Raw genomic sequence first — 14,543 nt, 5'->3', positions numbered from 1 at the left:
CGACTGGCGGCGGCCTGGTGGGCGCTGGTGGTCGGCTTGCTGATCCTCGTCGTCCTGCTCGTCTTCGTCGCTCAGAACACCGATTCCGTGACGGCTCACTTTCTGATGCTGCACTGGAACCTCCCGGTCGGCGTGGGGTACCTTCTTGCCGCCGTGGCGGGCGCGACCACCACCGTCCTCGTGGGCGCGTCGCGCATGATCCAGCTGCGGCGAGCGGCCAAGAAGAACCTCACCCCGCTCTGATTCGCTGAAGGTGCTTCGGCCGCGACGTTCACCGGCGCCGGCATGTGTAAGCACCGCGATTTTGGGTTACCGACTCGACTATTAAGTTACTTAACCAGCTTTTCCGGCCGAGGCTGAATTCCCGCGCCGTGGAAGGCCCTGGCATTGACAAGCGGGGAGGGGCGCGGTGAAGGACGATGTCGCGCAGGCGGTGGGCAAGGTCACCGAGGCGCTCGAAACCGTCGAGCGGGCGCGGGGCCACCTGTACTCGTTTCACCAGCTGACCGGCCGGGCCGACCAGCAACTCGACGAGGCGGTGGCCCGGTTACGCGACCTCGGGCAGGCGGATCTGGCCGAACACATCAGCCGCGAGCTCGTGGGCCGCAACGTGCTGCCGGGCCGATGGAGTTTTCAGGTCGTCGAGGACTACGACGACGGCTATTACCGGTGCTTCCAGGACATCGAGCGGCTGGTGCGAAACCGGCTCACCGACGGCCGGCGCCACGCCCATGAAGCGGGCATGAAGGAACGCCAGCGCACGCACGGTCACCCCGCTCACACCGCGTCCCCCGACAAGGAGGAGTGAATCGATGCGCTGTGTCGCCTCCGGCACACGACTGGTCCCGCAGCTGCTGTCCGCCGGGTCGTCGACGCCGCCGCCGGGACCGAAACCGCCTGGGTCTGGAGCTCTCCGCGGCCCCGACGGTGACGGCTCGCTGTATCGTCAGCGCGCGCTCTTCCAGCCCTATGGGCTTATCGGACAACTCTTTTGGAGCGCCTCGGCGGCCATCTCGCGACGCGGTGTTCGGCGGCATCGCGCGTGACGTCACCGCCACCGCGCGGCGGGGCGAGAAACGCGCGGAAATCGCGGCGACCGGGAGGTGAATTAGCATGAAAGACAAGGCATTATGTCGGATACCGAGGCGGCCGGACGAACCGTCCGCGCGCCGGACGCACTGAAGTACGCAGACTGAGAGCTCCACGACGACGAAACCACTTGGCGAAACTTCTCCGAGACGGTCAATATGACCGCGCGCGCTGGAGAAGTGGGTCGCCACCGACGACTCCCGCGGCGCGGGCCAGAAGCAGGGCGACCAGGAGTCGACCGGCCATCACAGCGGGCGGCGCATCGTCGAGATACTCAGAGCCAAGCGCGCCGACCTCACCGACGACGACTACGCCCACGTGCGCAAGGTCGGCGGCTACGCCGGCGCCACCTGCCGCAACGGCCATAGGGCGACGTCGAGCACAACCCCTGGCGCTACTCGCTGATGAATTGGGCCCACGACCCCGCCAAATCCTGACCAAAACCTGGTCGACGCGCACGTTCGCACATCCATCGGCTAGAAATGAGAAACGCCCGACGGCGTTCGTCGGCCGCGACTTGCGGTCGCCGATACGCTGATCGGCGGATCTCATCAGAAGGATGCGGACACGTGACCAAGCGCGGCGCTGCTGATCGGCAACAGGACCGGGCCGAACTGGAGAAGCTCATGTCGGCCGACATGCGCGCGCTCACCGCTCAGTCTGACCGCATCGGCCGCCATTTCGCGCGTCAGAACGAGGTCGGCGGCAGCGACTTTCACGCCTTGCTACACATCATGGTCGCCGAAACCGCCGGTGAACCCCTCACCCTGGCCCAATTGCGGCAGCGGATGGACGTCTCGCCCGCCGCCATCACCTATCTGGTCGACCGGATGATCGACGCCGGCCACATTCGGCGGGAGGCCGATCCCGGCGACCGGCGGAAGTCGTTGCTGCGCTACGAAAAGCCCGGAATGGCGCTGGCCCGCTCCTTCTTCACTCCGCTCGGCGACGAACTGCACTCGAAGCTCGCCGATGTGCCGGATCGGGATCTCCTTGCGGCACACCGCGTTTTCCTGGCGATGATGGAAGCGATGGCGGCCTTCGAGGCGCAGCTCGCCGCGCAACGCGCGAAACCGACCGCAGCCCAGCCGAAGGCGGCCGCTGCCAAAGGCCGACGGCGCACCGTGCGCTAGCGGCCCAGCGATTCGGCCGTCGACCCGAGGACGCGTTGCTCGATCAGGTCGGCCCCGTGGGCCACGCCCCCGGTCGCGGCGAATCCGGCGGCCACCCGGCGTGCGCCGCCGGCCATCGTGATCGCCTCGCGGACCCTGGCCCTCAGCCGGGCCGGGGTGAGCTTGTCGGCGGGCAGGCGGGTACCGCAGCGGGCGACCTGCACGCGCCGGGCGACCTCCGCCTGGTCGCGGGCGAACGGCACGACGACCACGGGCACGCCGTGGTCGAGGGCTTTGAGGGTGGTACCCATCCCCCCATGGGTGATCGCGCAGCTGGCCCGGGCCAGGATCGCGGCGTGCGGGACGAATCGGCAGACGGTGGCGTTCGCGGGTCGCGTCAGGCCGGCGGGCACGCCCGCCGGGAACGTCGCGACCACGTGGACGTCCTCGTCGGCCAGCGCCTGCAGCGCGGTACGGCCCAAGGCGGTGTCGGGTTGTTTGATCGAGGAGGTGTTGACGAGCACCAGCGGCCGCCCGATCGCGTCGATCCAGTCCGGCGTTTCCGTCGCCGACGGCTCGAACACGCACGCCCCGATGTGGTGCACCAAGTCACCCCACCCCGGGTGCGGGTATTCGAACGGCTCCCCGCCGACCGCCAGCAGCAGCGGGGCCCGCCGCATGAAGGCGTCGACCGATCGGACCGGCGGCACACCGACCTGGCTGCGAATTCGGTTGAGGCGCGGCAGCATTGGCCGGTCGAAGAGGTGCCGCACAATCGGGCGGACCGAGGCGTCGCGAAAGCCACCGAGGATGCCTGGAAGCGGCCGCATCCCCGGCCCGAACGGCGGCACCCCGCGGGACCGCAGGTACGGGGTGAAGGGTGAGAAGACCAGCCAAGGAATTGTTCCTGCCTCGGAGGCCGACATCGCGCCCCAGCAGTTCGCGTCGACGATCACCGCGTCCGGCCGGACCGCATCCACCGCTCGCCGCAGGTCTTCGACCTCCAAAGCCGCACGGCGGCAGAGCACGTCGATCGTCAGCTTCAGCACTTCCAACGCAGTCCGCGCGCGCCAATCCTCCCCGACGATCGCTTCGATCCCGGGATCGACGGGCTCGGCGTGGATGCCGGCATCGCGCATCGTCGACACCCCGGCGGACATCGTGCGCACGTGGACCTCGTGACCGCGCTCGGCGAGTTCCCGCAGTAGCGCGCCCACGGGCAGCAGGTGCCCGAGCCCCAGCGAGCCGTAGGCCAAGATCACCGACATGTCACCGGCATCACGGGCTGGGGGTCAGGTCGAGTGCGCGCAAGCCGCGCAGGTCGGCGACGCCGCAGCCGTGCAGGCAGACCCGGAGCTCGTCGACGAACGGCTGCAGCCAATCCACAACCGCGTCCGCGGATTGGATCGCGGCCGCCAGCAGCGGCCGCGCCACCGCCACCACGTCGGCGCCCAGCGCGATCGCCTTGGCCGCGTCCATGCCCGTGCGGATCCCGCCGGAGGCCACGAGCGGGACTTCCGGCAGCGCCGCACGCACTTCCACGACCGCGCGCGCGGTGGGAATGCCCCAGTCCGCCAAGTGCGGGTAGCGCAACTTCCCGTACCGGACGAACTGCTCGACCCGAGACCACGAGGTACCCCCGGCGCCCGCGACATCGATTCCGGCGACGGGCAGTTTGCGCTCGGGACCAAGCAGTTCCGCGACGGCCGCGGCGCCGATCCCGTGGCCGACCTCCTTGAGCAGCACCGGGTAACCGATCTCGCCGGCCACCTCACGCAGCCTCGACAGCGAGCCGGAGAAGTTGGTGTCGCCGTTGTGCTGCATCGCTTCCTGCAACGGGTTCGTATGCACGGCAAGCACGTTGGCGCCCACCCGGTCGAGCGCCTTTGTCAGGTCCCGGGCCGCCGCCATGGTCAACTGGGAAAGACCGATGTTCCCGAACAACAAAACGTCGGGGGCCACGTCCCGCACGGTGAAGCTGGTGGCGGCGCGCTCCCCGAGGGCGCTGCCCAGCATGATCCGCTGGGAGCCGAGCATCATCCCGAGCCCGAGCCGTTGCGCGGCGGTGGCCAGATTCCGGTTGATAGTTCCCGACAACTCGGCGCCGCCGGTCATCGCGCCGATGAGTATCGGAGCGCGCAACCGGCCACCGAAGAAGTCGGTGGACAAGTCGATGTCGCCCAGGTTGGTCTGCGTGCATGCGTTGTAGGGCAACTGATAGCGGTCCAGGCCCGTGGTCAGGCCCGCATAATCGACCTGCTCGCTTAGGCACACGTCGATGTGGCGACGCTTGCGCGTCGTCATCAAGTGCGGGTCGCTGCTCATCGCCGGCGAGCCGCCCGCATGCTGTGCATGGCCTCCATATTGCCTCCTGATTGCCTCCTGACGGCATCCCTTACCCGCGGCCCACGCCATCATTTCAGTTGATTAATTGTTAAGCAACTGAAATGATTGCTTGGTGGTGTGGGAGGGCATGGCGGCCGCGGTCACAAGCCGGCGTTCGTGGCTGCTCGGGTTGGGCGTCCTCTTACTGGGTATCGGTTTCATGGTGCTCATCGGGGAGAACGCCGCGGCAGACCAGGCCCCGCTGTCGGTGCCCCCAAGCTCCGATTCGGCCAAGGCCGAGGCGATGGCACGGCAATTCCCCGGCGGCGGCCGGGCGCCGTTGCTGCTGGTGGTGAGCCGGCCGGACGGCGCTGCCCTCGACACCTCCGATGCCGCGGCCGCGCAGGCCGCCCGCGACCGCATGCTGCGACTCACCGAGCCTGCCGGGGCGGCGCCCCCGATGCCGGTCGCGACCGACCGCAAGGCGGCCATCGCCGTGGTCCCGGTGAGCGCCGACCTGTCCGGCCTAGCCCTCGATGACCGCGTGGCGGCCTTGCGGGGCGCGGCCCGCGACGGGCTCCCCCAGGACCTCACCGCCCACGTAACGGGTGGTCCGGCCTTCGGCGCCGACATCGCGAATGCCTTCACCGACGCCAATGTCACCCTGCTGGCGGTGACGGCTTCGGTGGTCGCGTTGCTGTTGATCGCGACGTACCGCTCGCCGGTGCTGTGGCTGGTGCCGCTGGTGGTGATCGGGTTCGCCGATCGCGTCGCCTCGGCGGTCGGCACCGCGGTGGCGTCGCTGACGGGGCTCAGCTTCGACGGCGCCACCTCCGGCATCACCAGCGTGCTGGTCTTCGGCGCCGGCACCAACTACGCGCTGCTGCTGATCTCGCGCTACCGGCAGGAGCTTTCAACCCATCGCGACCACCGCGACGCGCTGCGCCGAGCGGTGCGGACGGCCGGACCGGCCGTCGCCGCGAGCAACGCCACCGTGGTGCTGGCGCTGCTCACCCTGCTCCTCGCCGCCACGCCCAGCACGCGCAGCCTGGGCGCCCTCGCCGCGTGCGAGTTGGTCGTGGCGGCCCTGTCGGTGCTGGTAGTCCTGCCGCCCCTACTGGCGCTGTGCGGCCGCCGACTGTTCTGGCCGTTCATCCCGCGCCCGGACGACGGCGCGACCATCGAGGCCGGGCCCTGGCATCGCGTCGCCGCGTGGGTGGCCCGACGTCCCGCACCGGTGGCCGCCGTCGCGATCGTGACCCTGCTGACACTGGCCACCGGCCTGCTCGGAACCCGAATCGGCTTGTCGCAGACCGAACAGTTCCGGGTGCGCGCCGACTCGGTGAGCGGTTATGACGTGGTGGCCGCGCACTTCCCCGCCGGCGCGGTCAACCCCACGCTGGTCGTCGCACCGACCGCCTCGGCGCCGCGCATCCAACAGGCCCTCGGCGCCGCCCCCGGCGTGGCGTCGGCGGTTCAATCCGGCCAGTCGGCAACCGGCCTGACGAAATGGTCGGTGGTGACCGACGCGCCACCGTCGTCCGACCGCGCATTCGCAACCGTTGCCGCCCTGCGCGATTCGACGAGATCGATCGACGCGAGGGCGATGGTGGGCGGATCCGACGCCCAGGCTCTCGACGTCCGCGACGCCGCCACGCGCGACCGCCTCGTGGTGATCCCGGCGATCCTGGGCGTGATCCTCGCCGTTCTCTTTCTGTTGTTGCGAGCCGCGCTGGCACCGCCGATCCTGCTGGCTGCCACGATCCTCGGCGCGTTGGCCGCGCTCGGCCTCGGCGGCTGGTCCAGCATCCACGTATTCGGTTTCCCGGCGCTCGACAACACCACCCCGTTGTTCGCTTTCCTGTTCCTGGCCGCGCTGGGTGTGGACTACACGATTTTCCTGGTCGCCCGCGCCCGCGAGGAGGCGGCCGGCCGCGGCGCCCGCGCCGGCATGGTCCGCGCCGTGTCGGCCACCGGGGGCGTCATCACCAGCGCCGGAACCGTTCTGGCGGCCGTGTTCTGCGTGCTCGGCGTGCTGCCGCTGATCGTGCTGACCCAGCTCGGCATCATCGTCGGCCTCGGGATCTTGCTCGACACCTTCATCGTGCGCACGCTCGTCATCCCCGCGGTGTTCGCCCTCGTCGGAGATCGCGTCTGGTGGCCCACCGACCCCGTCGGCACCGATAGTCCTGCAGCACATGCCATTCCGGAACCGCCAGATGGGAGCGCACCATGAACAAATCAACACTCGCCGGGACATCGATTGCCGTCGCCGCGGCCGCCGGCGCCGGAAGCACGGCCAGCGCGAAACAGGTGCCGCTGTGGTACGCGCGGCTGCGCAAGCCGCGGTACCAGCCTCCCAATGTCGCATTCCCGGTGGCATGGACGACGCTCTACACCGACATCGCGACGACGTCCGCCGTGGCCATCGACCGGTTCCGCGCCACGGGTCAGCACGATAAGGCCCGCCACTACATCGCGGCCCTGGGCGTGAACCTGATCCTCAACGGCGGATGGAGCTGGCTCTTTTTTCGCTACCACAAGCTCGGAGCGTCCGCGGTGGGCGCCGCTGTGCTGACGGCCAGCAGCGCCGACCTCGTGCGCCGCACGGCCGAGGCGGACCCGCGCGCGGGGCTGGCGCTGTCGCCGTATGCGTTGTGGACCGGTTTCGCGACCGTCCTGGCCAGCCACGTGTGGTGGCTCAACCGCTGAGGAATCCTCGAAGATGTCGTCGTTGTTGTGGTTTCGCCGGGACCTGCGGTTGCTCGACCATCCGGCCCTCGCGGCCGCGGTCCGCGACGGCGATGTGCTCGCGTGCTTCGTCCTCGACCCGCGGCTGGAGGCGTCGGCGGGCCCCCGCCGGCTGCAATTCCTGGGCGATTCACTGCGGCAACTCTGCGAGAACCTGGACGGTCGGCTGCTCGTGGCCCGCGGTCGGCCCGAAGAGCTGATTCCCCGCATTGCCAAGGAGATTGATGCGTCCGCCGTGCATGTCTCGCAGGACTTCGCGCCGTTCGGAAAGCGCCGCGACGAACGGGTGAGCGCGGCGCTGGGCTCGGTGCCGTTGACGGCCACGGGATCGCCCTACCTGGTTTCCCCGGGCCGCGTGACCAAGAAGGACGGCTCCCCCTACAAGGTCTTCACCCCGTTCTTTCGCGAGTGGCGTGCGACCGGCTGGCGGGCACCGGTCAAATCGGGCGCCGAGTCGGCAGGCTGGCTCGAGCCCGACCGGCTCGACATCGAGCAGTGCGACATTCCGGATCCCGGCGCCGCACTGGATCTCGCCGCCGGGGAGCACGCTGCGCGCGTGTTGTGGGAGGCGTTCGTCCACGACGGCCTCGAGCGTTATGCGCAGGATCGCAACCGGCCCGACCGCCAGGGAACGAGCCGCATGTCGGCGCACCTGAAGTTCGGCACGATCCATCCCCGGACCCTGGTCGCCGACCTGGACCCGCGACGCGGTGGCGAGCCAAATTATCTGCGGGAGTTGGCGTTTCGCGACTTCTACGCCGACGTGCTGCATCACTGGCCGGGCAGCGTCTGGCGCAATTGGAACGCGGACTTCGACGCCATCCAGACCGATACCGGCGACGACGCGAAGCGCCGCTTCGAGCGCTGGAAAGCCGGTCAGACCGGATTTCCGTTCGTCGACGCGGGGATGCGCCAGCTCCGGGAGACCGGCTTCATGCACAACCGGGTGCGGATGACCGTGGCGTCGTTCCTGGTCAAGGACCTTCACCTGCCATGGCAATGGGGCGCCCAGTGGTTCCTGGAGCAGCTCGTCGACGGCGACATGGCCAACAATCAGCACGGCTGGCAGTGGTGCGCGGGTTGCGGCACCGACGCCGCGCCCTATTTTCGGGTCTTCAACCCGACCAAGCAGGGCGAGAAGTTCGATCCGTCGGGCGACTACATCCGCCGCTGGGTCCCCGAATTGCGCTCGGTCGAGGATGTTCATCTGCTTAAAGGCGAACGGCCGCAAGGCTATCCGGCGCCGATGGTCGACCACAGCGCCGAGCGCGGCGAGGCCCTGCGCCGATATCAGAGCATCTGAGCGACGGCGCGGCCCCCCGTTGCACCAAGCTGCAACAGCAGGTCGGCAAGGAGCTGGACGCGGTGACGTGCCCGACAACCGGGTGTCGAGGGCGCGACGCTACGGCGTCGACTCACCGGCGGCAGCGTCACAATACGGCGCGAATGCCACCGCCATCGATCCAGCGATGACCGCGAGCGCGGCGCAGCCGGGCGAAGCGGGTCACCGCCATCGATCCAGCGGTGACCGCGAGCGCGGCGCAGCCGGGCGAAGCGGGTCACCGCCATCGATCCAGCGGTGACCGCGAGCGCGGCGCAGCCGGGCGAAGCGGGTCACCGCCATCGATCCAGCGGTGACCGCGAGCGCGGCGCAGCCGGGCGAAGCGGGTCACCGCGATCTCTCTAGCGGGCCGCCTTCTTGCGTTCGATATCGGCGAGGGCGGCGGCCAGCTCGGCGCGCTGCGCGGCGGAGCTCTCCCACGACAACTGCCGGTTCTTGACCACCTTGGCCGGCGCGCCGACGGCGATCGAATAGTCCGGGATTTCGCCGCGCACCACCGCGTGCGAGCCAAGCACGCAGCCGCGCCCGACGGACGTGCCGCGCAGCACGGTCACCTTCACGCCCACCCAGGTGTCGGGGCCGATCCGCACCGGGGATTTGACGATGCCCTGGTCCTTGATCGGCATGGTGATGTCGTCCATGCGGTGGTCGAAGTCGCAGACATAGCACCAGTCGGCCATCAGCACCGAGTCACCCAGCTCGATGTCGAGGTAGGCGTTGATCACATTGTCGCGGCCCAGCACCACCTTGTCGCCGAAGCGCAGCGAGCCCTCGTGCGCCCGGATGGTGTTCTTGTCCCCGATGTGCACCCAGCGGCCGATCTCGAGCTGCGCCAGCTCAGGCGTCGCGTGGATCTCGACGTCCTTGCCAAGGAAAACCATGCCGCGGGTGATGATGTGCGGGTTGGCCAGCTTGAACTTCAGCAGCCGCCAATAGCGCACCAGGTACCACGGCGTGTACGCGCGGTTGCGCAGCACCCATTTCAGCGAGGCCAGCGTGAGGAACTTGGCTTGTCGTGGGTCCCGCAGGTTGGATCCACGCCAGCGGCGATGGACCGGGGCCCCCCACATGCTCGTCATGGCCGGAAAGCCTAACGATGAGAAGTCACGCGATCGCGACGGGTTACCCTCACCTGTACTCGCAAACCTTCGTCGAACGTCGAGTCGTTGCGGGTTTTCTTGCGTAAATGGCCCAATAACTCGACGTTCGGCGGCAAAGGAAGGATTTGGGAAACCGAGGTGCTTGCCCGACTCATGCGTGGGCTTCGGTGTTCGTCATCGGTGGTCCTGGCGGCGGCCCTCGTGGCCGGGCTCGCGGGGTGCGGTAACACCGATTCGTGGGTCGAAGCATCGCCCGCCCAAGCATGGCCCGCGCAGTACGGCGACGCCGCCAACAGCAGCTACTCCCCCATCGGCGGGGCCACCAAGCTTTCCCTGCAGTGGACGCGGTCCGTCAAAGGCAGCCTGGCCGCGGGGCCGGCGCTCAGCGCGCGCGGTTACCTCGCCCTGAACGCCCAGACCCCCTCCGGATGCTCGCTGATGGAGTGGGAGAACGACCACAACGGCCGGCAGCGCTGGTGTGTGCGGCTGTTCCAGGGCGGCGGCTTCGCCGGCCCGCTGTTCGACGGGTTCGACAACCTCTACGTCGGCCAGCCGGGCGCCTTCCAGTCCTTCCCGGTCACGCAGTGGACCCGGTGGCGGCAGCCCGTGATCGGGATGCCCACCACCCCGCGATTCCTGGGGAACGGCCAATTGCTGGTCAGCACCCACCTGGGCCAGGTGCTGGTCTTCGACGCGCACCGCGGAGAGGTCGTCGGGAGTCCGCTGGACCTGGTGGACGGGGTGGATCCCACCGACGCCACCCGCGGCCTGGCCGATTGTGCGCCCGCCCGCCAAGGCTGCCCGGTCGCGGCCGCGCCCGCCTTCTCGGCCGCCAGCGGGACGGCGGTGATCGGCGTGTGGCAGCCCGGCGCCCCGGCCGCGAGCCTGATCGGGCTCAAGTACCACCCTGGCCAGACCCCGCTGCTGGTGCGCGACTGGACCAGCGATGCGGTGACCTCCGGCGTCATCGCCAGCCCGGTGTTGTCCGCCGACGGGTCCACCGTGTACGTCAACGGGCGCGACCAGCGGCTGTGGGCGCTGCACGCCGCCGACGGGAAGGTGAAGTGGTCCGTGCCGCTCGGCTTCCTGGCGCAGACGCCGCCCGCAGTCACCCCGCAGGGGCTGATCGTGTCGGGCGGCGGCCCCGACACCCGGCTGGCGGCGTTCAAGGACGCGGGCGACCACGCCGACCAGGTGTGGCGGCGCGACGACGCCGTCCCCCTGTCGTCGTCGAGCCTGGCCGGCGGCGGTGTCGGCTACGCCGTGGTCAGCGGTCCGGCCGCGAACGGCTCGCCGGGCATGTCGCTGCTGGCCTTCGACCCCGGCAACGGTCATACGCTGAACAGCTACCCCCTGCCCGCCGCCACGGGCTACCCCGTCGGGGTGTCCATCGGCGCCGACCGCCGTGTGGTGGCCGCGAGCAGCGATGGGCAGGTCTACGGTTTCGCGCCGGCCTGAGCGGCGGCCATACTCGTTCAGTGCCCGCTGATGACCCCGAGGCCGCCCACAACAAGACCGGCCAACAAGGCCAGGCGGCGGACCGCGTGGTCACCATCGTGCTGCTCGCCGCGCACGCGTTCCTCGTCACGGTGACGGTCGGTGTGCTCGGCATGCTCGTCATGGCCACCGACCCCTGCGGCTACCGGAAGTGCGGCGATCCGGCCTGGATCGATCGCGCCATGCTGCTGGGAGTTGGCGGGGGCGCCGTCGTCTTCGTCGTCACCCTGATCGTCGCCGTGCGCCGCCTCGCCCGCCAGCGCACCGCGTTCTTCGTGCCTCTCGCCGGGGGTGCCGCGCAGGTGGCGCTGGCGATCGGCGCCGCCGCGATGGAGACACTGGCCGGGCCGGTCTAGCCGCCGAGGGTGGGGGTGCGAGGAGCCCCCGAACGCCCGTTAAACGGCCAGCGGCGGGATCGCATTGCGGGGCACGGACGCCTGGACGGGCCCGGCGAACGCCGGCAGCATCTCCCCCGGGGCGAAGTAGAAGATCAGCTGGTCATCGGTGATGGCGAAGTTCTGGTAGTGCGAAGGGTCGCGCCCGGTCGAGGGCAAGATCGCTGCCCCCAGGGGATTCTGGCGCGCGAGATCGCGCTGAACGGCCGGGAAGAGGCTGTCCATCGGCGTGGTGTTGGGCGGGAACAGCGTGTCGAAGGTGATGGGCTGCTTGGTGCCGAGGTTGTAGTTGAACGCTTTGTACCAAGTCGAGGGGTGCGCTCCGAGGTCCTGGAAGAACTTGAGCACGACGCTGCGCGTGTTATGCGGCGGCTGCCCGGAGCCGTGCTGCTCCGTGGTGGCCTCCATCTGATACGGCTGGTCGCGGCTGCCGGAACTGCGGGCGACGCTGACGAACCCGTCGCGGTTCTGGGTGATGTAGTCGGTCAGGGCCTGTTCGTCGGGATAGTCGGCCGGAAACGTCATGCTGAGCGTGTAAGTGGGGCCGGTGTCCTGGATGTGGCACAGTTGTCCGGCGTCGACCGTGCCGCCCAGGCCGACGCAGGGTGGCGGGGCCGCCGACGACGGCGCTGCCGCCGGCCAGCCCAACAGGACCGCGGGCGCGAGCACCGCGGCCGCTAGCAGATAACGCATGGTCGAACTGTCCTCGCAAACATTAAAGGGGTTGGGCGACCGGGTGAGTGCCGGCAGCCAGCGTACCCGGCGCTACCGGGACGGACGGCAGACGAACGCCGCCGCATGGGCCCCGGGGCCGGTGCCGATGCGGGTGATGACCACCGACAGGCCCGCGTCGCCGCGCGGGCGCAGCCGGCGCCGCAGCGCGTCGGGATCGACCTGCACGCCCCGGACCAGGATCTCCAGTGCCCCGCAATCGAGTGCCGACAGCGTCTGACGCAGGCGCCGCTCGTCGAACGCCAGCCGCTCGAGCACTTCGAAGCCCCGGACTCCCGGCGGCAGCGCATCCCCGGACAGGTAGGCGATGTCGGGATCGAGTTGCCACAGCCCGTGCCGGGCGGCGTAGTGCCGCACCAGCCCCGCGCGCACCACCGCGCCGTCGGGGTCGACGATCCATCGGCCGGCGGGCAGCACCGGGCAGTCGGAAGGCTCCGCGTCGGTGACCTGCTCGCCGCGATCCAGCACGGTGGCCCGTCGGCGCACACCCGGCGACGCCAGCCCCGGTGACCACAGGCACGCCTCCCGGACCGACCCGCGGTAGGAGGTCACCTCGATCTCGCCGTCGAACCCCAGGCGCCGCACATCGTCGAAATCGATGCCCGGAGCGCACTTTACGACGAAGTCGCGGCCGCGGCAGGCGTCCATCAACGAGCCCAGGCCGGGCCGGTAGTCGTCGATGCCGAAGCGCCGGCGGCCGTCCTGCCGCCGCGCCGGGTCGACCAGCAGGACCGCGTCGCGGGTCACCGGATGCAGGGCGTCAGCCCGGCAGAGGTGGGCCGTCTCCCCCAGGTTGTTGCGCGCCATCGCCAGCCGCACCGGATCGATGTCGCTTCCGACCGCGCCGATCTCCGCGCGGTGCAACGCGGCCAGCTCGGTGCCGATCGAGCACGTCGCATCGTGCACCACCGTTGCCGCGCCGGCGAGTCGCCGGGCCCGATGCACGGCCACCGGACCCGCAGTGGCCTGCTGCAGCGCCTCGTCGGTGAACAGCCAGTCCGATACGTCGCCGAGTCCGTCGAGCTTGTCGGCGGCGCGCCGGCGCAGCAGGGTGGTTTCCACCAGAACGGCCGCGCGGTCGCCGAACCGCGCACGCACCGCCGCGACGTCGGCGATCCGGGTGGCGCCGGTCAGCGCCAGCTCGGCGACCTCCCGCAGCGCCGCGGCACCGGGTTGCGACCGCAGGTAGGCGACGTCGTCCGCGGTGAAGGCTAACCCGGCACTCAGGAGGGTTTGACCCCGGTGACCATGACGTTGTAGAACCAGCCCTTCGGCACCACGCGGCGCCAGACGTTCGCGTCGGCCCAGCTCAGCGCCTTCCAGCCGCTGAACGCGAACCTCGCCCAGCCCCAGCCGAGGCGCCCGGGCGGCACCGACGCCTCGAAGGTGCGGACCGGCCAGCCGAACATCGCGGCGGTGAACTCTTCGCTGACGGTCCGCACCTCGGCGGCACCCGCGTTGGTGGCCATGCGTTCGAGGTCCCCGGGGGTGAAGGTGTGCAGGTCGACGATCGCCTCCAGGGCCGCGGCCCGGGAGGATTCGTCCAGCTCGGCCTGCGGCCGCCGCCAGCCGCCCAGGCCGGGGAGCCGGGTGACGTTGGTGGCGACTTTCCAGGTCAGCGTCGACAGCTCGCGGGCGTAGACGTCGCCGGCGCTGGTCGGCTCCCCGGCGAAGACGAAGCGGCCACCGGGGCGCAGCACCCGCATCACCTCGCGCAGCGACAGCTCCACGTCGGGGATGTGGTGCAGCACGGCGTGCCCGACCACGAGGTCGAAGGTGTTGTCGTCGTACGGGATGCCCTCGGCGTCGGCGACCCTTCCGTCGATGTCCAGGCCCAGCGATTGCCCGTTGCGGGTGGCGACCTTGACCATGCCCGGCGACAGGTCGGTGACCGACCCGCGCCGCGCAACCCCGGACTGGATCAGGTTGAGCAGGAAAAAGCCCGTGCCACAACCTAATTCGAGAGCCCTGTCATAGGGCAGTTGGCGCTGAACCTCGTCGGGAACGATGGCGTCGAACCGGCCCCGGGCGTAGTCGATGCAGCGCTGATCGTAGGAGATCGACCATTTGTCGTCGTAAGACTCGGCCTCCCAGTCGTGGTAGAGCACCTGGGCCAGCTTGCTGTCGTGCCGGGCCGCCTCCACCTGCTCGGCGGTGGCGTGCGGGTTGGGAACGGCGTCGGTCGAACTCGTCGTCATGC

The 14,543-nt window shown here is 69.9% G+C and carries 15 protein-coding genes; 9 read left to right on the top strand and 6 right to left on the bottom strand.

The genetic code is table 11. The features are described from left to right. Window positions 1–27 precede the first annotated feature (27 nt). From G6N56_RS26185 to G6N56_RS26170, 4 genes are all read left to right on the top strand, one after another. Window positions 28–243 (top strand): lipopolysaccharide assembly protein LapA domain-containing protein, encoded by a 216-nt coding sequence (locus G6N56_RS26185; protein WP_324616539.1) that lies wholly within the window; start codon window positions 28–30, stop codon window positions 241–243. Window positions 244–409: 166 nt separating this feature from the next. Beyond that, window positions 410–808: a hypothetical protein gene (locus tag G6N56_RS26180; RefSeq protein WP_085253837.1), complete on the top strand. Its 399-nt coding sequence runs from the start codon at window positions 410–412 to the stop codon at window positions 806–808. Between the two features lie 452 nt (window positions 809–1,260). Then, window positions 1,261–1,494, top strand: coding sequence for a DUF3140 domain-containing protein (locus G6N56_RS26175; protein WP_232069400.1), 234 nt, complete (start codon window positions 1,261–1,263; stop codon window positions 1,492–1,494). A 164-nt stretch (window positions 1,495–1,658) separates the two neighbouring features. Further along, complete coding sequence (locus G6N56_RS26170; RefSeq protein ID WP_085253838.1) at window positions 1,659–2,222, top strand: MarR family winged helix-turn-helix transcriptional regulator; 564 nt, start codon at window positions 1,659–1,661, stop codon at window positions 2,220–2,222. Here the strand turns inward: G6N56_RS26170 and G6N56_RS26165 are convergent. Both G6N56_RS26165 and fni read right to left on the bottom strand, forming a co-directional pair. Continuing rightward, window positions 2,219–3,469, bottom strand: a complete 1,251-nt coding sequence (locus tag G6N56_RS26165; protein ID WP_085253839.1) for a glycosyltransferase — start codon at window positions 3,467–3,469, stop codon at window positions 2,219–2,221. The two genes, G6N56_RS26170 and G6N56_RS26165, sit on opposite strands and share 4 nt — an antisense overlap. A 10-nt stretch (window positions 3,470–3,479) precedes the next feature. Then, window positions 3,480–4,526, bottom strand: coding sequence for a type 2 isopentenyl-diphosphate Delta-isomerase (gene fni, locus G6N56_RS26160; RefSeq protein WP_085253840.1), 1,047 nt, complete (start codon window positions 4,524–4,526; stop codon window positions 3,480–3,482). Window positions 4,527–4,659: 133 nt separating this feature from the next. Between fni and G6N56_RS26155 the strand changes: the two genes are divergently transcribed. From G6N56_RS26155 to G6N56_RS26145, 3 genes are read left to right on the top strand one after another with little or no spacing between them, the layout of a single operon-like run. Beyond that, entirely contained in the window at window positions 4,660–6,762 is a 2,103-nt protein-coding gene (locus G6N56_RS26155; protein ID WP_232069158.1) for an MMPL family transporter, read from the top strand. Continuing rightward, window positions 6,759–7,238 (top strand): TspO/MBR family protein, encoded by a 480-nt coding sequence (locus G6N56_RS26150; RefSeq protein WP_085253841.1) that lies wholly within the window; start codon window positions 6,759–6,761, stop codon window positions 7,236–7,238. Before G6N56_RS26155 ends, G6N56_RS26150 begins: the two co-directional genes overlap by 4 nt. 13 nt (window positions 7,239–7,251) lie before the next feature. Continuing rightward, window positions 7,252–8,580: a cryptochrome/photolyase family protein gene (locus tag G6N56_RS26145; RefSeq protein WP_085253842.1), complete on the top strand. Its 1,329-nt coding sequence runs from the start codon at window positions 7,252–7,254 to the stop codon at window positions 8,578–8,580. Between the two features lie 380 nt (window positions 8,581–8,960). Here G6N56_RS26145 and G6N56_RS26135 read toward each other — a convergent pair whose 3' ends face one another. Next, a complete protein-coding gene (locus G6N56_RS26135) occupies window positions 8,961–9,698 on the bottom strand; it encodes an acyltransferase (RefSeq protein ID WP_085253843.1) in 738 nt (245 codons plus the stop codon). A 201-nt stretch (window positions 9,699–9,899) separates the two neighbouring features. Between G6N56_RS26135 and G6N56_RS26130 the strand changes: the two genes are divergently transcribed. Together G6N56_RS26130 and G6N56_RS26125 are read left to right on the top strand one after the other, a co-directional pair. Then, window positions 9,900–11,177, top strand: a complete 1,278-nt coding sequence (locus tag G6N56_RS26130; RefSeq protein WP_180150620.1) for an outer membrane protein assembly factor BamB family protein — start codon at window positions 9,900–9,902, stop codon at window positions 11,175–11,177. Between the two features lie 20 nt (window positions 11,178–11,197). Continuing rightward, window positions 11,198–11,572 (top strand): DUF6264 family protein, encoded by a 375-nt coding sequence (locus G6N56_RS26125; RefSeq protein ID WP_085253845.1) that lies wholly within the window; start codon window positions 11,198–11,200, stop codon window positions 11,570–11,572. A gap of 39 nt (window positions 11,573–11,611) precedes the next feature. On the opposite strand, the gene G6N56_RS26120 is transcribed toward G6N56_RS26125, so the two are convergent. The 3 genes from G6N56_RS26120 to G6N56_RS26110 all read right to left on the bottom strand — a co-directional run bounded on the left by G6N56_RS26120 (window position 11,612) and on the right by G6N56_RS26110 (window position 14,541). Continuing rightward, window positions 11,612–12,304: an esterase gene (locus G6N56_RS26120; protein ID WP_085253846.1), complete on the bottom strand. Its 693-nt coding sequence runs from the start codon at window positions 12,302–12,304 to the stop codon at window positions 11,612–11,614. Window positions 12,305–12,376: 72 nt separating this feature from the next. Next, window positions 12,377–13,609, bottom strand: a complete 1,233-nt coding sequence (locus G6N56_RS26115) for a THUMP-like domain-containing protein (RefSeq protein ID WP_085253855.1) — start codon at window positions 13,607–13,609, stop codon at window positions 12,377–12,379. After that, window positions 13,567–14,541 (bottom strand): class I SAM-dependent methyltransferase, encoded by a 975-nt coding sequence (locus G6N56_RS26110; RefSeq protein WP_085253847.1) that lies wholly within the window; start codon window positions 14,539–14,541, stop codon window positions 13,567–13,569. The genes G6N56_RS26115 and G6N56_RS26110 overlap by 43 nt, the downstream gene beginning before the upstream one ends. Between the last annotated feature and the right edge of the window lie 2 nt (window positions 14,542–14,543).

The sequence above is a fragment of the Mycobacterium saskatchewanense genome (assembly GCF_010729105.1).
Lineage (GTDB): Bacteria > Actinomycetota > Actinomycetes > Mycobacteriales > Mycobacteriaceae > Mycobacterium > Mycobacterium saskatchewanense.
Note: the sequence above shows the minus strand (reverse complement) of the source record. Positions and strands in the feature narration are given on the sequence as shown.